At 67.2% G+C, this 23,609-nt stretch carries 18 protein-coding genes; 12 read left to right on the forward strand and 6 right to left on the reverse strand.

What is annotated here, in order from left to right; all coding sequences use genetic code 11:
* Positions 1-110 precede the first annotated feature (110 nt).
* From EV678_RS04695 to EV678_RS04730, 8 genes are all read left to right on the forward strand, one after another.
* Positions 111-1,493 (forward strand): TolC family protein, encoded by a 1,383-nt coding sequence (locus EV678_RS04695; RefSeq protein ID WP_130458682.1) that lies wholly within the window; start codon positions 111-113, stop codon positions 1,491-1,493.
* Between the two features lie 4 nt (positions 1,494-1,497).
* Positions 1,498-2,040: a hypothetical protein gene (locus EV678_RS04700; protein ID WP_130458683.1), complete on the forward strand. Its 543-nt coding sequence runs from the start codon at positions 1,498-1,500 to the stop codon at positions 2,038-2,040.
* Positions 2,037-3,206 carry an efflux RND transporter periplasmic adaptor subunit gene (locus EV678_RS04705; protein ID WP_130458684.1) on the forward strand — a complete coding sequence of 390 codons (1,170 nt, stop codon included), beginning with the start codon at positions 2,037-2,039 and terminating at the stop codon, positions 3,204-3,206. The genes EV678_RS04700 and EV678_RS04705 overlap by 4 nt, the downstream gene beginning before the upstream one ends.
* 10 nt (positions 3,207-3,216) lie before the next feature.
* On the forward strand, positions 3,217-6,330 hold the full coding sequence (locus tag EV678_RS04710; protein WP_130458685.1) for an efflux RND transporter permease subunit: 3,114 nt from the start codon (positions 3,217-3,219) through the stop codon (positions 6,328-6,330).
* A gap of 74 nt (positions 6,331-6,404) precedes the next feature.
* Positions 6,405-6,788, forward strand: coding sequence for a hypothetical protein (locus EV678_RS04715; RefSeq protein ID WP_130458686.1), 384 nt, complete (start codon positions 6,405-6,407; stop codon positions 6,786-6,788).
* A 239-nt stretch (positions 6,789-7,027) separates the two neighbouring features.
* On the forward strand, positions 7,028-8,155 hold the full coding sequence (locus EV678_RS04720) for an NAD(P) transhydrogenase subunit alpha (RefSeq protein ID WP_130458687.1): 1,128 nt from the start codon (positions 7,028-7,030) through the stop codon (positions 8,153-8,155).
* Positions 8,155-8,457, forward strand: coding sequence for an NAD(P) transhydrogenase subunit alpha part 2 (locus EV678_RS04725; RefSeq protein WP_014237952.1), 303 nt, complete (start codon positions 8,155-8,157; stop codon positions 8,455-8,457). The genes EV678_RS04720 and EV678_RS04725 overlap by 1 nt, the downstream gene beginning before the upstream one ends.
* The gene (locus tag EV678_RS04730; RefSeq protein WP_130458688.1) at positions 8,458-9,828 is read left to right on the forward strand and encodes an NAD(P)(+) transhydrogenase (Re/Si-specific) subunit beta; all 1,371 of its coding nucleotides are present in this window, start codon (positions 8,458-8,460) and stop codon (positions 9,826-9,828) included. It abuts the gene before it with no gap.
* A 387-nt stretch (positions 9,829-10,215) separates the two neighbouring features.
* Here the strand turns inward: EV678_RS04730 and EV678_RS04735 are convergent, their stop codons facing one another.
* From EV678_RS04735 to EV678_RS04755, 5 genes are all read right to left on the reverse strand, one after another.
* Positions 10,216-11,511 (reverse strand): McrC family protein, encoded by a 1,296-nt coding sequence (locus tag EV678_RS04735; protein WP_130458689.1) that lies wholly within the window; start codon positions 11,509-11,511, stop codon positions 10,216-10,218.
* Complete coding sequence (locus EV678_RS16125) at positions 11,508-14,546, reverse strand: AAA family ATPase (protein ID WP_130458690.1); 3,039 nt, start codon at positions 14,544-14,546, stop codon at positions 11,508-11,510. Before EV678_RS16125 ends, EV678_RS04735 begins: the two co-directional genes overlap by 4 nt.
* A 417-nt stretch (positions 14,547-14,963) precedes the next feature.
* Positions 14,964-15,419, reverse strand: a complete 456-nt coding sequence (locus EV678_RS04745) for a four-helix bundle copper-binding protein (protein WP_130458691.1) — start codon at positions 15,417-15,419, stop codon at positions 14,964-14,966.
* A gap of 201 nt (positions 15,420-15,620) precedes the next feature.
* Complete coding sequence (locus EV678_RS04750) at positions 15,621-16,097, reverse strand: hypothetical protein (protein ID WP_130458692.1); 477 nt, start codon at positions 16,095-16,097, stop codon at positions 15,621-15,623.
* Positions 16,098-16,178: 81 nt separating this feature from the next.
* Positions 16,179-17,831: an ABC transporter permease gene (locus tag EV678_RS04755; RefSeq protein WP_412784072.1), complete on the reverse strand. Its 1,653-nt coding sequence runs from the start codon at positions 17,829-17,831 to the stop codon at positions 16,179-16,181.
* Positions 17,832-17,919: 88 nt separating this feature from the next.
* Here EV678_RS04755 and EV678_RS04760 point away from each other — a divergent pair, with 88 nt between their 5' ends.
* The 4 genes from EV678_RS04760 (at position 17,920) to dbpA (ending at position 23,052) form a co-directional block, all read left to right on the forward strand.
* Entirely contained in the window at positions 17,920-18,990 is a 1,071-nt protein-coding gene (locus EV678_RS04760; protein ID WP_130458694.1) for an ABC transporter ATP-binding protein, read from the forward strand.
* 154 nt (positions 18,991-19,144) lie between these two features.
* Positions 19,145-20,833, forward strand: coding sequence for a sensor domain-containing diguanylate cyclase (locus EV678_RS04765; protein ID WP_235832405.1), 1,689 nt, complete (start codon positions 19,145-19,147; stop codon positions 20,831-20,833).
* 301 nt (positions 20,834-21,134) lie between these two features.
* Complete coding sequence (locus EV678_RS04770) at positions 21,135-21,623, forward strand: hypothetical protein (protein ID WP_130458696.1); 489 nt, start codon at positions 21,135-21,137, stop codon at positions 21,621-21,623.
* A 7-nt stretch (positions 21,624-21,630) separates the two neighbouring features.
* The gene (gene dbpA, locus EV678_RS04775; RefSeq protein WP_130458697.1) at positions 21,631-23,052 is read left to right on the forward strand and encodes an ATP-dependent RNA helicase DbpA; all 1,422 of its coding nucleotides are present in this window, start codon (positions 21,631-21,633) and stop codon (positions 23,050-23,052) included.
* Here the strand turns inward: dbpA and EV678_RS04780 are convergent.
* Positions 23,049-23,606: a YgjP-like metallopeptidase domain-containing protein gene (locus EV678_RS04780; RefSeq protein ID WP_130458698.1), complete on the reverse strand. Its 558-nt coding sequence runs from the start codon at positions 23,604-23,606 to the stop codon at positions 23,049-23,051. The genes dbpA and EV678_RS04780 overlap by 4 nt on opposite strands.
* Positions 23,607-23,609: the final 3 nt, after the last annotated feature.

Genomic DNA, 23,609 nt, shown 5'->3' on the forward strand with positions numbered 1-23,609 from the left:
CCCGTTGAGCCAGCCCATGCTGCCGACGCCCTGAAAGGCGCCGCGCCGCCTGCGCCCGCGACCTCACCGCGGAGTACCGCCGGTTTTTCCCTGCCTCACCGGAGAAAACCATGCGGAAGACCGCAACCGCCCCCCATCCGGGGCACCCCGTCCGCCATCGCGCCCGCCTGCTGCCGGCCCTGCTCGCCCTGAGCCTGGGCCTCGGCCAGGGATTCCTGTCCCCTGCCCGGGCCGCGGAGCCTGCCGTCGCCCCGGCAACGGCACCCCTGCCCGCCTCGGCACCCCTGCCCGCCTCGCCCCTGGCCCGGGCCTTTGCCGCCGCCTGGGAGCGCCAGCCCCTGGCTGCCGCCCTGCCCCAACGGCAGGACGCCGCCCGGGCCCAGCAGGAAGCCGCCGACTCCCTTTTGGCCCAGCCGCCGAGCCTGGACCTGTCCACCCGCACCGACCGCTACAACCGGGACCGGGGCGCCCGGGAAGTGGAAACGGGCATCGCTCTGCCCCTCTGGCTGCCCGGCGAGAAGGACGGCACCCGGGCCCTGGCCGATGCCCGCAAGGAAGCCCTGGACGCCCGCACCCTGGCCGCCCGCCTGCAACTGGCCGCCGAACTGCGCAGCGCCTGGTGGGCCTGGCAGCAGGCCGGCCAGGACCAGCAGGTGGCCCAGGCCCGGGCCGACAACGCCGCCCGTCTCGCTTCTGATGTGGAACGGCGGATGAAGGCCGGCGACCTTTCCCGGGCCGACCTCAACCAGGCCCAGGGCGCCCAGGCCGCCGCCCAGGCGGCCCTGGCCGAGAGCCGGGTGGCCGCCCTGGCCGCGGCCCGCCGCCTGCAAAGCCTCACCGGCCAGCCCCCCCGGCCGGCCGACGGCCCACCCCAGACCGAACCGGAACCGGCCGCCAACGCCCTGCCCGCGGCCCTCGCGGATGAGGATGGCGCCGACGCCGAAGGCGCCGCTACAGCTATCGGCCACCCCTTGCTGCAGGATCTGGCCCAGCGCAGCACCGTTTCCCGCCGGGCCCTGGAACTGGCCTCCCGCCAGACCCGGGCCAATCCGGAAATTGCCATTTCCACCCGCCGCGACCGCAGCGCCGCCGGCGAGATGACGGACCAGACCTGGGCCCTGGCCCTGCGCCTGCCCTTCTCTTCGACCCCGCGCAACCAGGCCCGCATCGCCGAAGCCAACGCCGACCTGATCGAGGCCGAAACCCAGCTGCGCCTGGAACGGCAGCGCCTGGCCCAGGAAGGCGAGACCGCCCGGGCCCAGCTCGACGCGGCCCGCCTGCAGCTGGCGGCGGCAGAAACCCGGGCCCGGCTGGCGGCGGAAAACCGGGGCTTCTACGACAAGGCCTTCCGCCTCGGCGAAGCCGACCTGCCCACCCGCCTGCGCATCGAGCTGGAAGCCTTCGAGGCCGAACGCCAGGCGGTGCGCTCCCGCATCCAGGCGGCCGCCGCCCTTTCCCAACTGCGCCAGGCCCTGGGCCTGCTGCCGGAGTAAAGCCATGTTGCGACTGATATCCCCCCTGCTTCTCTGCCTCGCCCTGGCCGCCCCGGCCCGGGCCGACGGCCCCGCCGCCCCTGCCGGCAGCCCCGCCCCCAGCCCCCGGGTGGAGGCCGTCTCCGACCAGTTCGAACTGGTGGGCCGGCTGCGTCCCGAAGGGCTGGTGCTGTGGCTGGACCGCAGCGCCGACAACGCCCCGGTGCTCAACGCCCGGCTGGAAGTGGAAAGCGGCGGCCAGAGCGCCGTCGCCGCCTTCCGCCCCGAGCACGGCGACTACCTGCTCGGCGACGCCGCCCTGCTGCCCGCCCTGCAACAGGCCGGCGAGCACAGCCTGACCTTCACCCTGAGCCTGCCCGCCGCCGAGGGACAGGCGGAAGAAAGCGACCTGCTGCTGGGGGACCTGGACGTGCATGAGGATCACGCCCTGGCCTCCGGCCCAATATCCACGGCCCTGCTGGCCGGCCTTGCCCTGGCAGCCGCCCTGCTGCTGGGCCTTGGCCTGGCATGGCGCCGCCGCCAGCAACGACAAGGAGGTGCCGCATGAGCGCCCGTAGAATCCCGTCCCGCCTACTGCTGCGGGCATCCCTCGCCGCCTGCCTGGGCGCCGCTCTGGCCCTGCCGGCCATGCCCCTGCAGGCCCACGAAGGCCACGGCGACGAAGCCGCCGCCCCGGTCTCCGGCGATGCACCCCGGCGCCAGGCCGACGGCAGCGTCTTCCTGCCCAAGGCCAGCCAGCGCCAGATCGAGATCCGCACCCTGCCGGTCACTCCCGGCCCCCTGCCCCGTACCCTGGAGCTGAACGCCACGGTGATCATGGACCCCCACAAGGGCGGCCGCGTCCAGTCCATGCTGGCCGGGCGCCTGGAGCCGGGTCCGGCGGGCCTGCCCAGCGTCGGCCAGAAGGTGCAGAAAGGCCAGGTACTGGCCTACGTGGTGCCCAGCGCCGGCCAGATCGAGCGCTCCAACCAGAGCGCCCTGCTGGCCGAGCTGCAGGCCGCCCGCAGCCTGGCGGAAAAGCGCCTGGCCCGGCTGCAGGAGCTGGCCGACACGGTGCCGCGCAAGGACATCGAGGCGGCCGAGAGCGAGGTGAAGAGCCTCAAGGGCCGCATCGCGGCGGTGGGCGGCGGCCTCTCCAACCGGGACACCCTGGTGGCGCCGGTGACCGGCGTCATCGCCGCCGCCAACGGCATGGCGGGCCAGATCGTGGAGGCCCGGGACATCATCTTCGAGGTGGTGGACCCGGACAGCCTGCACATCGAGGCCATGGCCTACACGCCCCTGGCCGCCGAAGCCATCGAGGCGGCCAGCGTCGCCGTCAGCGAAGGCGGCGCCGGTGCCGGGCCGGCGGCGCCCCGGGTCATTCCCCTGGAATTCCTCGGTGCCGGGCGGCGCCTCAAGGAGCAGGCCCTGCCGGTGATCTTCGACAACCACAGCGCCGGCGTCGGCCAGTGGCTGGCCCTGGGCCAGCCGGTGAAGGTCCAGGTGCGCCTCAAGGGCACCCTGGAGGCGGCCGCCGTGCCGGCCACGGCCCTGGTGAAGAATCCGAGCAACGAGACCATCCTCTGGGTCAAGCGCAGCCCCGAGCTGTTCGAGCCCCGGGCCATCCGCTACCAGCCCCTGGACGGGGCCCGGGTGGCGGTGACCCAGGGCCTGGCCCCGGGCGACCGGGTGGTGGTGCAGGGAGCCCCCCTGCTCAACCAGGTGCGCTAGGAGAACCGGCATGTTCAAGTGGCTCCTGGAAAACAGCCTGGCCAACCGCCTCCTGGTGCTGGCCGCGGCCTTCGCCCTGATGGTCTTCGGCGGCCTGCAATTGTCGCGCACACCGGTGGACGTCTTTCCCGACCTCAACCGCCCCACCGTCACCCTCATGAGCGAGGCCGGCGGCATGGCCCCGGAGGAGGTGGAGCAGCTGGTCACCTTCCCCCTGGAAACGGCCATGAACGGCCTGCCCGGGGTGGCGGGCATCCGCTCCGTCTCTTCCGCCGGCCTGTCCATCCTCTACCTCAGCTTCGACTGGGAGACGGACATCTACCGGGCCCGGCAGATGGTGGCCGAGCGCCTCACCACCCTGGAGGGAGCCCTGCCGCCGGCGGTGACGCCGCGCATGGCGCCGGTCTCCTCCATCATGGGCGAGATCCTGCTCATCGCCATTCCCATCGACCCGGCCAAGACCACGCCCATGGCGGTGCGGGAATACGCCGACTGGGTGCTGCGGCCCCGGCTGCTGTCCATCCCCGGGGTAGCCCAGGTGATTCCCATCGGCGGCGAGGTGCGCCAGTTCCAGGTGCAGCCGGACACCCGTCTCATGGGCAGCCTGGACATTTCCCTGGAGCAGCTGAAGGCGGCCCTGCAGGGCTACGCCGCCAACACCTCCGGCGGCTTCCTGGAACTCAACGGCCGGGAATACCTGATCCGCCACCTGGGCCGCACCTCCCGCCTGGAGGACCTGCAGAACCTAGCCGTCACCGCCAGAAACGGCCAGCCCATCCTGCTGCGGCAGATCGCCAACGTCACCTTCGCCCCGGCCATCAAGCGCGGCGACGCGGGCTACGACGGCGGTCCGGCGGTGATCCTGTCGGTGCAGAAGCAGCCGGCGGCGGACACCGTGGCCCTGACGCGCACCGTGGAAGCGGCCCTGGCCGACATGGAGAAGGCCCTGCCGCCGGGCCTGGCGGCGCCCCGGGTGACCTTCCGCCAGGCCAACTTCATCGAGGCCTCCATCAACAACCTGGAGGTGAAGCTGCTGGCCGCCTCGGTCTTCGTCGCCGCGGTGCTGTTCCTCTTCCTCGGCAACTTCCGCACCACCTTCATCTCCCTCACCGCCATCCCCGTCTCGGTGCTGACCACGGCCCTGGTCTTCAAGTACTTCGGCCTCTCCATCAACACCATGACCCTGGGCGGCATCGCCATCGCCATCGGCGAACTGGTGGACGACGCGGTGGTGGACGTGGAGAACATCCTGCGCCGCCTCAAGCTGGCCCGGGCCCGCCACGAAGCCCTGAGCCCGGCCCGCCTGCTGACCCTGGTGCGGGATGCCAGCGTCGAGGTGCGCTCGGCGGTGGTCATCGCCACGGTCATCATCGCCCTGGTGTTCGTGCCCCTGTTCGCCCTGCCGGGCATCGAGGGCCGGCTGTTCGCCCCCCTGGGCACCGCCTACATTGTCTCCATCCTCGCCTCCTTGGCGGTGGCGGTGACCCTGACCCCGGTGCTGGCCTGGTACCTACTGCCGAAGATGAAGCACCTGCACGACGGCGACACCCGCCTGGTGCGCTGGCTCAAGGCGCGCTACCAGACCCTGCTAGAGCGGGTCCTGGCCCGGCCCCGGCCGGTGCTGGCGGGCACGGCGGCGGCGGTAGTGCTGGCCCTGGCGGCCATTCCCTTCTTTCCCACCACCTTCCTGCCGCCCTTCAACGAGGGCGCCCTGATCCTCTCCCTGCGCCTCAACCCCGGCGCCACCCTGGCCGAATCGGTGCGCATGGCCAGCCAGGCGGAAAAGCTGGTGCGCCAGGTGCCCGAGGTGGAACACGTGGGCCGCCGCTCCGGCCGGGCCGAGCTGGACGAGCACGCCGAAGGGGTCCATGTGACCGAACTGGACATCCGCCTGACGCCCTCCAAACGCAGCAAGGAGGAAGTCTTCGCCGACCTGCGCCAGCGCCTCTCGGTGCTGCCGGCCTCCCTCAACCTGGGCCAGCCCATCTCCCACCGCATCGACCACATGCTCTCCGGGGTGCGGGCCCAGATCGCCATCAAGATCTTCGGCGACGACCTCGACGTGCTGCGGGCCCAGGCCGGCCCCCTGCAGGAAAGGCTCAAGGCCATCCCCGGCCTGGCCGACCTGGAGATCGAAAAGCAAGTGCTCTCGCCCCAGATCCAGGTGCGCATCGACGCGGGGGCGGCGGCCCAGTACGGGCTGTCCACGGCCCAGCTGCTGGCCAGCCTGCAGTCCCTGGTGGACGGGGAGCGCATCACCCAGGTGGTGGAAGGCAACCGCCGCTTCGCCCTGGTGCTGCGCCTGCCCGAAAGCGCCCGGGGCACCACCGGGCTGGAGCAGCTGCTGATCGAGACCCCGGCGGGCCGGGTGCCCCTGGCCAAGGTGGCCCAGATCGAGGAGTCGGACGGTCCCAACCAGATCTCCCGGGACGACGGCCGGCGCCGCCTGGTGATTTCCGCCAACGCCCAGGGCCGGGCCCTCTCCGACGTGGTGGCGGACATCCGCGCCGTGGTGGCGGCCCATCCCCTGCCCCAGGGCTACTTCGTCACCCTGGGCGGCCAGTTCCAGGCCCAGGAGGAGGCGGCCCGGCGCATCGGCCTGCTCTCCCTGGTCTCGGCCCTGATGATCTTCCTGGTGCTCTACAGCCGCTACCGCTCCGGCCTGCTGGCCGGGCTGATTATGGCCAACGTGCCCCTGGCCCTGGTGGGCAGCGTCATCGGCCTGTGGCTCTCGGGCCAGCCCCTCTCCATCGCCGCCCTCATCGGCTTCATCACCTTGGCCGGCATCGCCACCCGCAACGGCATCCTCAAGGTCAGCCACTTCCTCAACCTGATGCGCTTCGAGGGCGAGGGCTTCACCAAGGAGATGATCATCCGCGGCTCCCTGGAACGCCTGACACCGGTGCTGATGACCGCCCTGGTTGCGGCCTTCGCCCTGGCGCCCCTGCTCTTCGAAGCCGGCGAGCCGGGCACGGAAATCCTGCACCCGGTGGCGGTGGTGATCTTCTCCGGCCTCATCAGCTCCACCCTGCTCGACACCTTCCTCACCCCCCTGCTGTTCTGGCGCCATGCCCGGCCGGCGGCGGAACGGCTGCTGGCGGAAGCCGGCGGCGAAGCCCTGTGAGCCGGCCCATGCTGCGCCCGTTTCCCAACCTCCATCCCATACCCATCATTTCCTCTTTGCCAAGGAGCACTGCCATGAAAAAACTGCACACCCTCGCCTCCTCCCTGCTGCTGGCCGCCGCCCTGGCCGCCCCCGCCGCCGTGATGGCCCATGCCGAACACGGCCAGCCCCAATACGGCGGCATCTTCGCCGAAGCGGGCGAAGCCCAGCTGGAACTGGTAAACCAGGCCGGCAAGGTGGCCCTCTACGTCACCCAGCACGGCGCCCCGGTGCCGGTACAGGGCGGCAAGGCCCGCCTGACGGTGCTGGAAGGCGGCGCCAAGCGCGAACTGCAACTGGCCCCGGCAGCAGAAAACCGCCTGGAAGCCGCCGCCAGTCTCAAGCCCGGCGCCAAGGTGGTGGCCGCGGTGGAACTGCCCGGCCGCAAGCCCCTGCAGGCCCGCTTTGAAGTGAAGTAAGGGAGCAAAGCAAAACAAAAGCCCCGCCGGAGCGATCCGGCGGGGCTTTTTCTTGCCAGCAACGCCCACCCTGGCCGACGCCGGGCGAACCTGCCCGAGCGGCGGCCCGATGCGCCCCACCCAGGCCCGTTTCCATACTCAGGCGTAGGGTATCCCCTAATACAGCACCCGCTACCCGAACACCATAATCCCGGGCAAATAAAACAGTTTCATCACTTTGTCTTTGGGAGAACATCACCATGCCGCTGAACATCGCGGTGGTTCGGGAACGAGCGTCCGGCGAACGCCGGGTGGCGCTGGTGCCTGAAACCGCCAGGAAATTCATGGCCCTCGGGGCCGCCATCCGCATGGAGCAGAGTGCGGGCAGCGAAAGCCACTTTCTCGACAGCGACTATCCGGAAGTCCAGGCCGTACCCGGCATCGCCGAGGCCTACGGCGGCGCCGACCTGGTGCTGCGGGTAACGCCCCCCAGCGCCGAGGAAATCGCCGCCATGCCGGAAGGATCGACCCTCATCGGCCTGCTCAAGCCCTTCGAGGACCCGGCCCGCCTGGCGGCCCTCAACGCACGCCGCATCACTGCCTTCGCCCTGGAGCTGCTGCCCCGCATTTCCCGGGCCCAGAGCATGGACGCCCTGTCCTCCCAGGCTTCCTGTGCCGGTTACCAGTGCGGCCTCATCGCCGCCGCCCGCTGCACCAAGTTCTTCCCCATGCTGACCACCGCCGCCGGCACCATCCGCCCGGCCCGGGTGCTGGTCATCGGCGCCGGCGTCGCCGGCCTCCAGGCCATCGCCACCTGCAAGCGCCTCGGCGCCATGGTGGAAGCCTACGACGTGCGCGCCGCCGCCAAGGAGCAGATCGAATCCCTGGGCGCCAAGTTCGTGGACACCGGCGTCTCCGCCGACGGCGCCGGCGGCTACGCCCGGGAGCTGTCGGCCGAAGAGAAGGCACGCCAGGCCGAGCGCCTGGCCAAGGCCGTGGCCCAGGCCGACGTGGTCATCACCACCGCCGCCATCCCCGGCAAGAAGGCGCCGGTGATCGTCACCACCGACATGATCAAGGGCATGAAGTACGGCGCCGTGATCGTGGACATGGCCGCCGAATCCGGCGGCAACTGCGCCCTGACCCAGCCGGGGGAACACGTGGTGGCCAACGACGTGAACATCCACGGCCCACTCAACCTGGCTTCCCGCATGCCGACCCACGCCTCGGAGCTGTACGCCAAGAACCTCTACAACTTCCTCTCGCCCTGGATCAAGGAAGGCCGCCTGGCCTTCGACTGGGAAGACGAGGTGGTGGCCGGCACCCTGCTGTGCCGCGACGGAAAGACGACGCACAACGGCGTCAGACAAGCCATGGGAGAGGCGTAATGGACGGCTTTATCGCGATCTACATCTTCATGCTCGCCGCCTTCACCGGCTACGAGATAATTGCCCGGGTGCCGGTGATCCTGCACACCCCCCTCATGTCGGGCTCCAACTTCATCCACGGTGTCGTGGTGGTGGGCGCCATGCTGGCCCTGGGCCGGGCCGAAACGCCCCTGGAGCAGGCCATCGGCTTCTTCGCCGTGGCCCTGGGGGCGGCCAACGCCGCCGGCGGCTACGTCGTCACCGAGCGCATGCTGGCCATGTTCCAGCCCGGCAAGCGGGCCGGCGGCAAGGAGGGTGCGTAAATGAACCTGCCCCTCTATGTCCAGCTGCCCTGGTTCCTCGGCGCCCTGCTCTTCATCGTCGGCCTCAAGGGCATGAGTTCCCCTGCCAGCGCCCGCCAGGGCATCCTGCGGGCCGGCATCGGCATGGTAGTGGCGGTGGCCGCCACCTTCCTCGTGCCGGACCTGCACAACCTGGGCCTGATGGCCCTGGCCCTGGCCCTCGGCACCGTCGGCGCCTGGCTGTCGGCGAAGAAGGTGAAGATGACCGACATGCCCCAGATGGTGGCCATCTACAATGGCATGGGCGGCGGCGCCGCGGCCGCCATCGCCGCCGTGGAACTGGCCCGGGGCGAGGCCCACGGCCTGGTGACCGTCACCCTGGCGGTGATCGGCGCCCTCATCGGCGCCGTCTCCTTCACCGGCTCCTGCGTCGCCTTCGCCAAGCTCCAGGGCCTGCTGAAAAAGGCCTACCGGCTGCCCGCCCAGAATGTCGTCAACGTGCTGCTGGCCTTGCTGGTGGTGGGCCTGGGCGCCGCCCTGGTGCTGGCCGAAAACGCCGGCCCTGGGCTGATCCTGGCCTTCTTCGCCCTGGCCCTGCTGCTGGGCCTGGTGGTGACCCTGCCCATCGGCGGCGCCGACATGCCGGTGGTGATCTCCCTCTTCAACGCCTTCACCGGCCTGGCCGTGGGGTTCGAGGGTTACGTCCTGGGCAGCCCGGCCCTCATCATCGCCGGCATCGTCGTCGGCGCCGCCGGCACCCTGCTCACCCAGCTCATGGCCAAAGCCATGAACCGGCCCATCAGCAACATCCTGTTCACGCCCATCAGCGGCGCCGCCCAGGGTGGCGAGGCCATCGCCGGCAGCATGAAGGAGCTGGGCGCCATCGACGCCGCCGCCATGATGCGCTACGCCCAAAAGGTCATCATCGTGCCCGGCTACGGCATGGCCGTGGCCCACGCCCAGCACAAGGTGTGGGAAATGACCGAGCTGCTGGAAGAAGCCGGGGTGGAAGTGAAATTCGCCATCCACCCGGTGGCGGGCCGCATGCCGGGCCACATGAACGTGCTGCTGGCCGAAGCCGGGGTGCCCTACGACAAGATCTTCGACCTGGAGGAAATCAACGCCGAATTCGGCCAGGCCGACGTGGCCCTGATCATCGGCGCCAACGACGTGGTCAATCCCACGGCCCGCACCGACAAATCGAGCCCCATCTACGGCATGCCCATCCTCAACGCCGACCAGGCCCAGAACGTCATCGTCATCAAGCGCGGCAAGGGCACCGGCTACTCCGGAGTGGAAAACGCCCTCTTCTACACCGACAACTGCCGCATGCTCTACGGCGACGCCCAGCCCATGGCCGGGGAGATCATCCAGCATTTGAAGAGCATGTGAGTTGAGGTGGTAGCAGCAAAAGAAAAACGCTGGCCTTGGGGCCGGCGTTTTTTTGGGGGGGTGGAACTTTTGGTGGTCCGTTATAACCCGGAAGCAGGCGCTCAATAGGACGCTGCTGTAGGTTTGCCTGTCGGCCTTTGCTGACATTCGACAACTAATCGTTGAGTGTCTGGTAGCTGGAGTTCAGCGGGCCTTTCGGCCCACTGGTTGTTGGTAAAGGTCTGCTTTACCGAAAGACGAACTCGCACTATCAACCTTGAGCCGACATTGGAGCTTTTAGGCCAAACGATTGCTCAGTGAACGTAATCGATGTCCGCGTACTGTTGACAAACAGGGGGAAAGGTTGAGGTTTCCCTTCGGTGTGCACAAAAGTGCATACCCCCTTGCCTACGCAGCTAAGCGCTTCGGGCGATGCGCCAATCCGAGGTGTTCGGCGCCAAGCAAGCACTCCTGATCCAGATCGAACGGTAGAACCACCAGGCTCAAGCCACCTCCGAAGTCAAAGCCATCGAGCGGACTCCGGAAGTTTTCCGTTCGCGGGTAGATCAGAGCCATGCGACCATTGCCGCCGAGGTACTTTTGCCCGTAGGCGAAGAGTTGATAGAAGTCCGATTGGCTCAAGCCGTACTTGTTCGCGCGATTGCTGGCTTCCAGCAGCTTCCACTTGGTGTCCAGAACCCAACGCTGACTGCCATCAGCAATCAGAATGTCGGGTTCTAATTGAAAGATTGGCTTCTGCTGGTGCACGCACAGTGACTGGCTCCGGGCCGGCGTGCGCACGTCGACGCCGGCCGCCAGCGAACCGCGCAGCCATCGTGCGACAAAGCACTCGAAGAGCTTCTCCATCGGGAACAGCAGACTCATGCCTTGGTATTCACCGGCCACGGCCAAGGGCATGAGCTGGTTCAGGATCAGCTCACACCATGGCCTGATTGGCCGATAGTGGGCCATCAAGCGGTCGTGTCCCCATGCACGGAAGTCTTGCTTTACCTGTTGGCTGGCCGGTATCTCTGCCAAGCGGAAACTTAGCTCCTGAGCTAGGCGCCAGTGCTTGGCATTTCGTGTGCCCTGCCGCACCCGCTCCAGAGCCAACTTCAGAAGTCGGTTCTCTGGTCGGTCAGGTAGGTAAACCTCATGCTGCACGTGGAACCGATGCTCGCACCCGGGGGGCTGGCGCAGCTGCTGATTGAGGTTAAGCTGCCCCCGGAGGAATGGCAGTTCCTCGCTGACGCGATGATACTCAAAGCGCAGGCCGCAGCTCACCAGCGTGTCCAGCTCCGCCAGAAATCGCCCCATCACCCAATCGGACAGGGGCGCGTCAAATAACTGCAGCGAGGCCTCGCCTACGTCGCGTGCGGGCAGATCCAGCAATGCGAGCAACAGTTTTCGTAGCAGTGCGCGTGCATCGGCCAGACTTCCTCCCTCGGAGTGGTGCTTGGGCACAATCTCCAACACCGTGCCGCAGGGCGTCTCGATCACACCGACGAAGTTGTCCAGCTTCAGCCGGCGCCGGCCTTCCACCTGCAGCAGCCTCGCCCCACCGCGTGAAATGCGGTCGCTCAGGCGACAAAGGTAGTCGAAAGCCGATTCATTCACCTGGGCGCAGTCCAGCGACGCGGGCACGGGCTCGGTGCAGAGCCAGGCGTGTTCGCGAACACTGACCTTGCGCGGAGCCGGCGTCATTCGTCCTCCTGCGCCTGGCGGTGGTCGATCACGCCCAAGTAGCTCTCTATGCACTGGAAAGCTTCTTCGTTGATGCTCCAGGCTTTGGGGCTGTGGCCCACGTTGGCGTCCGTGCCGAAGATCTCGTCAACGTCAATACCTCGTGCGATTACGAACTGAAATGCCTCAGGCTTGCGATGGTCGTTGAGGACCCATTGGATGCGCTGCCAGTCGTCGAAGAAGTATTCCTGCAGAAGCGGCAGCACTTGGTTGCTGAAGATCTCGGCCAGCTTGTGCAGCATGGGCGTTTGCCTGAGCGGCATGAAATAGGCATGACCCAGGCAGTGATCGCGGCCCAGCAGCGCCTCGATCCGCTGATTCAACGCGGCCAACAGATGCTTGATGGGAATGCTATCCACCTCCACGCCATCCAGCAGGTTGGGCCGGGGCGGCATGGCCTTGAACACAAAGCGACGACGTAGCGCCACATCCAAGCCGGTAAGTGACCTGTCGGCCGTGTTCATGGTACCAATCAGGTGGACGTTTTGCGGCACGCTGAATGACTCCTTGGAGTAGGGCAGCACCACTTCCAACGCTTCGCTAGCTCCGGCGCGCTTGGACGGCTCGATCAGCGTGATCAACTCTCCAAAGATACGGGAGACGTTGCCGCGGTTGATCTCGTCAATGATGAGCACTCGGGCATCCGGTAGCGCCGGGGAATGGGCGGAGAGGCTCTGCGAGCTGTCTGCACCAATCAACTGAGCGACCAACGATGCAAGTACGTTGTTGTAGCCGTTGACCAAGTACGGATCCATGCTAGTTTCCGACAGCTTGTCCATCACGCACTTCTCGCGAATGTCAGTGATGGAGATTTTGCCGGCGCTGACTGCTTGGGCCAATTCCCGGATCAGACTCATGCCGAGAGACAGCGTACGCCCTTGAGGTTTCCTCAGCTCGACTATATCGGCATTTGCCCGCACGATTTCGTATGTCGAGTCCGCCACCGGGCCTGGAAACAAACCTCCAGCCGTTGATACACGAGAGGACGTATGCTTAAGCAAACCTTGCAGCTTTTCGAGATCAATGGAGGGTGATCGCAACTCATATAGCGTCATCTGACTGAACTGGCTGTTCATCAACTCGCCGTGTGGTAGTGATGGCTCGTAGACACGTAGCCACTTCACTGGGCGCATTTGCGCGTAGTCGTCCGTGTAGTCGCTGTGCAGCTGGAACTTGTAATCCCCGCTCACCTCGCCGATAGCGCGGAACTTGAAATTCCCATCGCTTATGACCAGCAAGTCACCAGGCTTCATGCGGGTGACAAAAGCTGCCACGCTGGTCACCGTGTAATCGGTCTGCGGGTTCTCGATTTTCAGCCCATTGGCAATGCAGCGTTCGAGGATCTCGCTGCGTGAGGAGCAGCCCGAGAAGTCGACGCCACCACCGTAGCCCAGCAACGCATAGCCCTTCTCAATGCACTCGTCGTAGATCGACGCATCGCTGCCAAGCGTGTTGCCAAGGGACATCTTCCAAATGCGACGTCCTCGAATATCGAAGGGGGTCCCCGTCGCTACGGTCGCCTCTTGCGGGAGCGTCACCTTGGCCGCAGCTGCTTCGCATAGAGACTTGAAAACTCCGTCAACCACTTCGTAGCGAATTTGACCCGTGTCCTCATTCGTCGTGGCCCGCAGGCCTTCCACGAAGTCTTCATAGCTGAAGCTCTGGTGGAAAGTCACAAAGCGGATGCGGCGCTCGTGAACCAGCGTATCAAACCTCGCCTTCAGCGCATTTCTATCTGTGAGGTGCTGATGCAGAAAGCCTGGGTCAAGCACGGCGAGGGCTGCATCAATGGTGGAGTAGGTTTTGCCCGTACCTGGCGGGCCATAGAGAATCTGGTTCAAGGGCTGACTTGGAGCCGGTGCACTTGTTGTGGCAGTGGTCTGTCGGCTTTTGGCTTCTTCACCGTCTTGGTCCTGTCGTTCGAAGCGCATCACGTACCGCCGATCTGTCGTTTTTTGAATGCGCACACGGTCGCCATCTATCACCCCCTGCTTATTGAAGAGGCTGTTGAAACGGGCCTTGATTCGGCCCCGGTTCGCCAGCAAGCAAGTCTGAATCTCGGTATCGTCGGGCAATACGAGAGTGAACGACTCGGCTTCCGATTGCTCATCTGCCGCGACGCATTCGCCGGGAAAGAGGTTCTGCGTTTTCGGTATCCGGATATAGCCGTTTCTGACCGCACCGCCGGTAAGCACAAAGGAAATCTCATCTTCCGAGTTGATCTCTTCATCTTCATTCTCATCAATTGGCGCGAGCCCGAGTTCAGGTTTGTAAAGCACACGCATGAATCCCACTGGACTTAGGCCAGGAACGGTTTGCTGAGCCAATCGCAGGTAGTTACGAAGCAGCAGCATGCGTGCTACGGGCTGGTGCTTTGGTGGGATGTCGGATTCCGGGCAGCCAAGGATTTGTAGGAAATGTCCGAGGTGTGAGGACGACGATATAGGCAGCGTGTCCTCTGGGTGATAGCACGAGAGCAAGCGGAGTTTTCGACCATGGCCTACCGTCACGCGCGGTTCAACACCAGCGTGTTGATAGAGCTGTTGGTCATCGTCGATCCAGTCTAGATTGGCATTCATGTCTGCCTTAGCAACAGTAGCCTGTATTCTTAGGGTGTAGGCTAATGCATCTGTGTCGCTCAGGTCTTTTAGACGACGGTGCTTGTAGACCGAACCATCCTTCTGGAAGTACAGGATGTGCCCGCGTGAAGTGCCCGGCATGTAGCGACCAAGCAGTGGCTGCAGACCACGCTCCAACCACCAGCAGAAGGAATCGCCATCGCCCTTGCCAACGCAGTATTCCGCCAGACTCAGCTGCGGTAGACGGTCGGCCGGGTAGCGCCGGATGAACTGTTGATAGTGCGAGTCGTCGATGGAACGTCGGGTGGCCTCGTCACCGAGCAGATTTAGCTCGTCGAGCACTTTCTTGAAGTTAGAGTTGGTTTGCAAGGTACTGCCAGTTACGCTTGGATCCTTAACCGAATTGATTACCGCCATCGAATTTCTCTCCCTGGATTTTTGCTTTGATGATATCCGGCAACGCCCCCCCTCAGTACACCTGAGCAACAGTTAAGCTGAATTCCACGTTGAAGGTCGTCTTACATAAAGGTGTAACTCCAACGTTGAACGCCCAATTACCGTTGGGTCGTAAGCCGACGTAGCCATGTAGCGATCCCAGTCAAAATATAAATGGCCGGTCTTTAACCAGAATCGGCCACTTTTCATTGGGAAGGTCACAAGCCGCTACGGCCGAAAAACAGGCCTCTGAAAGCACCTAGGTTAACAACGGCTATTGGCTAGTAGCAGCCCTCCATTCAACCCAACAAATGACCTAAAAACCACCCCATACCCCCACCAATAAGAAAACCCGGACCGCCGCAAGGCAGTCCGGGGTTTTTTACGATGACAGACGGCTCAGGCTGCCACTGCCTTGCATTCCTTGAGGCAGGCGGCGCAGGAGTCGGCGCAGGCTTTGCACTCGGCGTGTTTCTTTTCGTGCTTGCGGCATTCCTTTTCGCAGGCGGCGCAGACGTCGGCGGCGACCTTGGCCATGGCCGGGGTGAACTTGGAGCCTTGCAGGGCCAGCTTCATCAGGGCGTTGCAGGTGGCCAGCAGTTCGCTGACGGATTGGGCGCAGGCGGCCATTTCCTTGTCGCCCTGGCCCAGCAGCACCAGACAGTGGGCAAGGCAGGCTTCGCCGGTCTTCTGGCAGTCGCTGCTGCTGTCGATCAGGGCGGCGTAGCTTTTGCCGCCCATGGCGCCGTGGTCATGGTGGTGATGCTGGTGGTCCTGGGCGGCGGCGGCCGCGGAGGTGGCCATGGCGGCGGCTACGGCGCCGGCGACGGTTTTCAGTACTTCACGTCGTTGCATTGATCGCTCCTTTGCGTGGGGTCGGTGAGGCGGTTCGGCGGGTTTGCCCCGCTGTTTGAACGGGCGCGGTTGCGCCCAAAAGGTGGTGAGGCGGCCAGCATAACCTGGATGGCCTGCAAGCCAATAGCCATGGGCATCTCCGGCATGCCTGCCCGGACAGGTCCGTCCTGCCTCGGGTCTGGGCCATCGCCCTGGCCGGGCCTAGCGGGGGTTCTGGGGCGCGGCGGGCATGGCCATGCCCTTGAAGCGGGCCGGGTCCACGTACTTGCCCAGGTTGCCGACACCGGCCATCACGTCGGGGTTGGAGAAGAGTTCCCGGGCGGCCACCTGGCCCAGCACCTGGAAGCTCTGCTGCACGGTCTGGGGGCCTTCCAGGGTCAGGGCCTGCTGGGTTTCGCTGCGGCAGGTCTCGGTCATGAGGCGGACGATGAGGTTGGCGGTGTTGCGGTCCAGCCCTTCCCGCTGGGCCGGTTCCACCCGGGCCATGGACTTGACGTCGGGGTGCAGGGCCATGGCGCTGAACATCCATTTGACCAGGGAGGCCCGGTCGGCCGGCGTGGTGGAGCGGACCAGGCACTTGGCCATGTCGTCGCTGTAGATGCCGGCCTGGGCCGGGGCGGTGGAGGCGGCCAGCGCGGCGAGGCCGGCGGCGAAGGCAAGCAGTTTGGCGGGGGCCATGACGTCATCCTGAGTGAATACGGCAGCGTCGATGGTAGCACCCGCCGCCCCGGGGCGTCGCGCAGCGGCGAAGACGGCACCTCAGCGCCGGGAGCGGGCGATCTGGCGGGAGATGGCGATGAGGGGCAGGATGCCGACGGCGACGATGGCCAGGGCGGCGGTGGAGGCTTCGGCCAGGCGTTCGTCGGCGGCCAGGGTGTAGGTCTGGGTGGCCAGGGTGTCGAAGTTGAAGGGGCGCATCACCAGGGTCGCCGGCAATTCCTTCATCACGTCCACGAACACCAGCAGGCCGGCGGTGAGCAGGCTGCCCTTGAGCAGGGGCGCATGCACCCGGGCCAGGGTCAGGCCCTGGGAGAGGCCCAGGCTGCGGGCGGCGTCGTCCATGGAAGGGGTGATCTTGCCCAGGCTGGCATCCACCGTCTGCAGGGCCACGGCGAGGAAGCGCACCAGGTAGGCATAGACCAGGGCGGCGATGCCGCCGGTGAGGAGTAGCCCCGGATTGGCACCGAACCAGACCTGCCACTGGGCGGCCAGCCAGTTGTCGAGCCGGGTCACGGGAATGAGCACGCCGACGGCGATGACCGAGCCGGGCACGGCATAGCCCAGGCCCACCAGCCGGTTCAGGCCCCGGGCCAGCAGGCTGGGCCAGCCGGGCTGGCTGCGGCGGGCCAGGCGCACGCTGTAGGCCAGCACCAGGGCCAGCAGCACGGCCACGGCGGCGGTGACACCGGCCACGGTGAAGCTGTTGCGGGCGAGGATGAGGAAGCGTTGGCCGAACTGGGCATCGCCCTCGGCCAGGGCCATTTTCAGCAGCAGGGCGGCGGGCAGGAGAAAGCCGGCGGTGAGGGGCAGCAGGCAGGCCAGGGTGGCCAGGGCGCCCTTCCAGCCGGTGAGGGTGTGGCCCGCCAGGGGCCGGCTGCGGCCGGTGGTGTTGTGGAAGCGGGCCCGGCCCCGGGAGAGCTTTTCCAGCAGCACCAGCAGGATGACGCAGCCGAGCAGGCTGGCGGCCAGCTGGGCCGCGGCGATGCGGTCGCCCAAAGAGAACCAGGCCCGGTAGATGCCGGTGGTGAAGGTCTGCACGGCGAAGTAGGCGACGGTGCCGTAGTCGGCCAGGGTTTCCATCAGGGCCAGGGAAACGCCGACCACGATGGCCGGCCGGGCCAGGGGCAGGGAGACGCGGAAGAAGCTGGCCCAGGGCCCCACACCGAGCATCCGCGCCGCTTCCAGCATGCCCGAGGCCCGCTCCAGGAAAGCCGCCCGGGCCAGCAGATAGACATAGGCGTAGAGGGTGCACACGAACATGGCGACGGCGCCGCCCAGGCTGCGCACCTCGGGGAACCAGTAGTCGGCCTTGCTCCAGCCGAAGGTCTCCCGCAGCCAGGTCTGCACCGGGCCAACGAACTGCAGCAGGTCCGTATAGACGTAGGCCAGCACATAGGCCGGCACCGCCAGGGGCAGCACCAGGGCCCACTCGAACACGGCCTGGCCGGGAAAGCGGTGCATGGCCGTCAGCCAGGCCGTGCCCACCCCCACCAGGGCCGTGCCCAGGCCAACCCCCAGGCACAGCCAGAGGGTGTTGCCCACGTATTCGGGCAACACCGTGGCCGCCAGGTGCTGCCAGGTTTCCCCGGTGCCGCCGGCGAAGAGGTGGGTCAGCACGCTGGCCACGGGCAGGCCCACCAGGGCGGCGATGGCAACGGCGACGGGCAGCAGGGGGGAGCGCATAGGGATCATGGTGGAAGGGTGGCCGGAAGCGGCAAAAGCGGCAGCAAAGGCGCCGCGGCACATTATAATTGCCAATCCTTCTCAACTGACTCCAAAGATGGCCCATCTGGAACTGGCGGACGTGATGCAGCGCTACGGCGCCCACACGGTGGTGGACGGCATCGGTTTCCACATCGAGGCCGGCGTCATCGCCTGCCTGCTGGGCCCCTCGGGCTGCGGCAAGACCACCCTGCTGCGCTGTATCGCCGGTTTCGAGGACATCGCCGCCGGCAGCATCGCCCTCGACGGCGAACTGGTGAGCCGCCCCGGCTTCAAGCTGGCGCCGGAACAGCGGCGCATCGGCATGGTCTTCCAGGACTACGCCCTCTTCCCCCACCTCACGGTGGCCGACAACATCGCCTTCGGCTTGAAGACCAAGGGCGGCGAACGGCAGCAGCGGGTGGCAGCCATGCTTGACCTGGTGGGCCTCTCCGGCCAGGGCGAGAAGTATCCCCACGAGCTTTCCGGCGGCCAGCAGCAGCGCGTGGCCCTGGCCCGGGCCCTGGCCCCGGCGCCCCGCCTGGTGCTGCTGGACGAGCCCTTCTCCAACCTGGACGTGGATCTGCGGGAGCGACTCTCCCTGGAAGTGCGGGAGATTCTGAAGAAGGCCGGCACCACCGCCATCCTGGTCACCCACGACCAGCACGAAGCCTTCGCCATGGCCGACGAGATCGGCGTCATGCACGAGGGCCGCATCCAGCAATGGGATACGCCCTACAACCTCTACCACCAGCCGGCCAACCGCTTCGTCGCCGACTTCGTCGGCCAGGGCGTGTTCGTCCCCGGCACGGTGCTGGCCGGCAACCGGGTGCAGATGGAACTGGGCATCCTGGAATCCGGCGTACCCGTCGAATGCAGCGCCGGCTGCGGCATCTGCGGCAAGGGCTGCGGCGTGGACATCCTGCTGCGTCCCGACGACGTGGTGCACGACGACAAGAGCCCCCTGCAGGCCGCGGTGGAACACAAGGCCTTCCGCGGCGCCGACATCTTGTACACCCTGCGCCTGGAAAGCGGCGCCCGGGTGCTGTCCCTGGTGCCCTCCCACCACAACCACGCCCTCGGCGAAAAAATCGGCATCCGCCTCGACGTGGACCACGTGGTGGCCTTCAAGCGGACTCCGGCGGCCTGAAAGAGGTCCGCGCCAGGCGTACCGATAGGGAGCCGGACACTCCCGCCACGTTGTGGTTTCCCCCGTCTAGCCGGGCCGCCCGGGTCATGGTCAAATAGGCGCACCCGGGGCCTGCCCCTCCGCCAACCCCATGCCTGTTGCTGGACAGCAAACCATGACATTCCTGCCGGACAGTTTCCGCAACCGTCTCGCCCTCCTCTTCGTCGGCCTCGCCCTGCTGGTGGGCCTGCCCACCTATCTCTACCTGGACCACGTCTATGCCGCCCGGCTGATCCGAGACCGGGGGGAAGCCCTGCGGGACCTGGCCTCCGCCGTGGCCGCCGTGCTCGGCGAAAACCTGCGGGAGCGGCAGCGGGAAATCGAACTGCTGGCCCAGACCCCCCTCTACCGCCGCGCCCCCCTGGACAGCCCCGACTTCCAGGCCAGCCTGGAGCGGGTGCAGGAATCCTATCCCCAGTATTCCTGGATCGGCCTGGCCGACCCCCAAGGCACGGTGCGGGCCGCCACCGGCAAGCTACTGGTGGGCAAGAGCGTGGCCCAGCGTCCCTGGTTCATCAACGGCCTGCAGGGTTCCTTCTTCGGCGACCTCCACGAAGCCCTGCTGCTGAGCAAGCTGCTGCCCCAAGCCGAAGGCCAGGGGCCGGTCCGCTTCATCGACTTCGCCTCGCCGGTATTCGACGAGAGCGGTCGGGTGCGCGGGGTCCTGGCTTCCCATGCCCACTGGCGCTGGGCCGCCGAAGTGGTCCAGGTGATGACGCCCCACGACGCCGAGAGCAACGCCCTGGACGTCTTCATCGTCAATCAGGACAACGTGGTGATCTACCCCGAAGGCCAGGAGAAAGCCCTGCTGGCCCCGGACAAGGCAGCCTTCAACTCCCGGGCCTACAGCACCGGCGGCTGGGGCGACGGCGTTTCCTACCTCAGCGCCACGGCCCAGGTGCGGGAAATCATTCCCGGCCAGCACCTGGGCTGGCGCATCGTCGTGCGCCAGCCCACGGCCCGCACCCTGGCCGATGTGAGGGACCTGCAGCGGGTGGTGCTCCTGGCCCTGGTCGGTGCCACCGCCCTGTTCCTGGTGCTGGCCTGGTGGAGCGCCTCCCGTTTCAGCCGTCCCCTGGAACGCCTGGCCGCGCTGGCCCACCGCATCGAGGCGGGGGATGAAAAGACCCGGCTGGAAGTGACCGACGCGCCCCAGGAAATCCGCGGCCTGGCCGCGGCCCTGCAGGACATGGCCGACGCCCTGCTCAGCCACCAGGAGGCCCTGGCCCAGAGCAACGCCCAGCTGGAAGAGAAGGTGAGCGAGCGCACCGCCGCCCTGGCCCAGGCCAATGCGGAACTGCACCAGCTGGCCCGGCGGGACGCCCTCACCAGCCTGGCCAACCGCTTCGCCGCCAACGAGCGCCTGCAGGACGAATTCCTGCGCATGAGGCGCCATGGCGGCAGCTACGGCCTGCTGATGCTGGACATCGACTTCTTCAAGCGCATCAACGACACCCTGGGCCATGCCGGCGGCGACGAAGTGCTGCGCCACGTAGCGGCGACGCTGCGTACCCTGGTGCGGGAGAGCGATTTCATCGCCCGGGTGGGCGGCGAGGAATTCATGGTCCTCCTGCCCGAAAGCAGCCTGGCCGACGCCGCCCGGGTGGGGGAGAAAATCCGCGCCGGCATCGCCGCCAGCCAGCCCCCCATCGACCGCCAGGTCACAGTCAGCGTCGGCGTCGCCCTGGCCACGCCGGAGCAGGAAGACATGGACCTGGCGGTGCGCCAGGCCGACACCCAGCTCTACCGGGCCAAGGAGGCAGGGCGCAACCGGGTCGCCGGCGGGCCGCAAAGCGCCGCCTGAAGCCCTGCCCATCGCGCCAGGGGCCAGGCTGGAAGCGGGCCCTGGCGCTAGCACCCTGCTCCGGGCCAGGGGTGGTCCGCAGCGGTGGGCATCAGGCCCAGTGCCCGCCCACGCTTCAGTGACAGGGCATGGACCCGGCGGATGCCCGTCCGGCGCGGCCCGGCGGGCAGGTGGTGAGAGAAGCAGCGCCAATTCCGCCCCGGCCGTCGACCGGCCGATTCGCCCTTTCCCCCGCCAGCCGTTAAACTCTCACCCCCGCCCGGGAACCCCATCGGTCAGCCCGGCACTGCAAAGGTCCGCCATGAAACAGATCCACGACATCGACACCCTCCTCCTGCTCGCCCTGGGCATTGCCGCCAAACGCCGCCCGGCCGAACTGCTGGAGATCATGGCCGCCATCGATTTCCTGCAGGGCAACATCCCCAGCGAAGCCAAGCTGAGCGAAGCCTTCGCCCGCCTTTCCGGCCTGGGCCTGGTTCTGGCCGAGGACGGCGGTTTCCGCCTGAGCCCGGCGGCCGAGGAGATGGTCAGCAACCTGCCGAAGAAGGGCGAGGCCGAAGAGCGCCTCTTCCGCGTCAAGGACAACCTGTCCACCTTCAAGCCCGAAGGCGAACACGCCGTGGTGACCGTGGCCGCCGACGACATCAAGGCCGCCATCCAGGCCCACCGGGAAGCCGGCAAGGGCGGCGCCAAGAACCTGCTGATGCCCAAGCCCAAGCCCGTGGAAGACAAGCCCCGCCCCGGCCAGCGCCAGCGCAAGCCGGCCCCCAAGGCCCGGCGCCGGAGCTGAAGCACCCATGAGCGATGCCCCCACTTCCCCCGATGCCGAGCTGAACGCCCCGGCCGACCTGTCCTTCGCCAGCCTGCCCCTTTCCGCCGGCCTGCTGGCCACCCTGGCACAGCTGGAATACCGCAGCATGACGGCCATCCAGGCCGCCAGCCTGCCCCTGGCCCTGGCCGGCCACGACCTCATCGCCCAGGGCAAGACCGGCAGCGGCAAGACCGCCGCCTTCGGCCTCACCCTGCTCAGCCGCCTCGACCCGCGCCGCCTGGAAATCCAGGCCCTGGTGCTGTGCCCCACGCGGGAACTGTCGGAGCAGGTAACCCAGGAGCTGCGCCGCCTGGCCCGGGGCGAGGAGAACGTGCGCATCCTCACCCTCTGCGGCGGCAGCCCCATGAAGCCCCAGATCACCAGCCTGGAGAACGGCGCCCACATCGTGGTCGGCACTCCGGGCCGCCTCATGGACCACCTGGAACGGGGCAGCCTGAGCCTGGCCGCCCTCAACACCCTGGTGCTGGACGAGGCCGACCGCATGCTGGACATGGGCTTCCACGACGCCATCGCCTGGGTTGCCCGGCGCTGCCCGGCGGAACGCCAGACCCTGCTCTTCTCCGCCACCTATCCGCCCGGCATCGCCGAACTGGCCCAGCGCTTCCTGCGCCAGCCGAAGGAAGTGAAGCTGGCGGAACAGCACGAAGGCAGCAAGATCCGCCAGCGCTTCTACGAGGTGAAACACGAGGAACGGCTGCAGGCCGTCTGCACCCTGCTCAAGCACTACCGCCCGGCCAGCACCCTGGCCTTCTGCAACACCAAGCAGCAGTGCCGGGACCTGGTGCAAGTGCTGCACGGCCAGGGCTTTTCCGCCCTGACCCTGAACGGGGACCTGGAACAACGGGAGCGGGACCAGGTGCTGATCCAGTTCGCCAACCGCAGCTGTTCCGTGCTGGTGGCCACCGACGTGGCCGCCCGGGGCCTGGACATCGCCCAGCTGGAAGCGGTGATCAACGTGGACGTGACGCCGGACCCGGAAATCTACATCCACCGCATCGGCCGCACCGGCCGCGGCGACGAGGACGGCTGGGCCCTGAGCCTGTGCAGCCCGAGGGACCGGCGCCGGGTGGAGACCATCGCCCAGATGATGGGCATGGAACCGGAATGGCACACCCTGGGCAGCCTGCAGAGCGGCAACGAGGCGCCCCTGGTGCCGCCCATGGCCACCCTGCTGCTGCTCGGCGGGCGCAAGGACAAGCTGCGTCCCGGCGACGTCCTCGGCGCCCTCACCGGCGAAGCCGGCTTCGCCAAGGAACAGGTGGGCAAGATCACCGTCACCGAGCAGGTCACCTATGTGGCCGTGGCCCGCAACATCGCCCGGGAGGCGGTGCGCAAGCTGGCCAAGGTCAAGGGCAAGAGCGTCAAGACCCGCCTGCTGGAAGACTAGGCCGGCGGGGCTTCCCCCGGCGAGGAGGGCGAGGCGGCGGCCCACAGGGGGGCGCCGCCCTGCTCCAGGTAGCAGAGGTAGGTGCGCAGGTCGAATTCCAGCTGGTGGTAGTCCGCCTCCATGTGCCGGCACAGCTGGTAGAAGGCCTTGTCGTGCTGCCGCTCCTTGAGGTGGGCCAGTTCGTGGACCACGATCATGCGCAGAAAGGCCTCCGGCATCTCCCGGAACAGGGCCGAGACCCGGATCTCCCGCTTGGCCTTCAACTTGCCGCCCTGGACCCGGGCCACCGTGGTGTGGGTGCCGAGGGCGTTGCGCAGGTCGTGCAGCTTGCTGTCGAAGGCCACCTTGCTCGGCGTTTCCGCATTGCGCAGATGGCGCCCCTTCAACTCCAGCACGTAGTCGTACAGCGCCCGGTCGGTGCGCACCTCATGGGCCCGGGGATAGCGCTCCAGCAGCCAGGGCGCCAGCCGGCCCTGGCCGATCAGGTGCTGCACCCGGGCCGTCAGCTCGGCCGGATAGCCGGCCAGGTAATCCAAGGGTCGCTTGTTGGTCATGGT

The organism is Azospira oryzae (genome assembly GCF_004217225.1).
Lineage (GTDB): Bacteria > Pseudomonadota > Gammaproteobacteria > Burkholderiales > Rhodocyclaceae > Azospira > Azospira oryzae.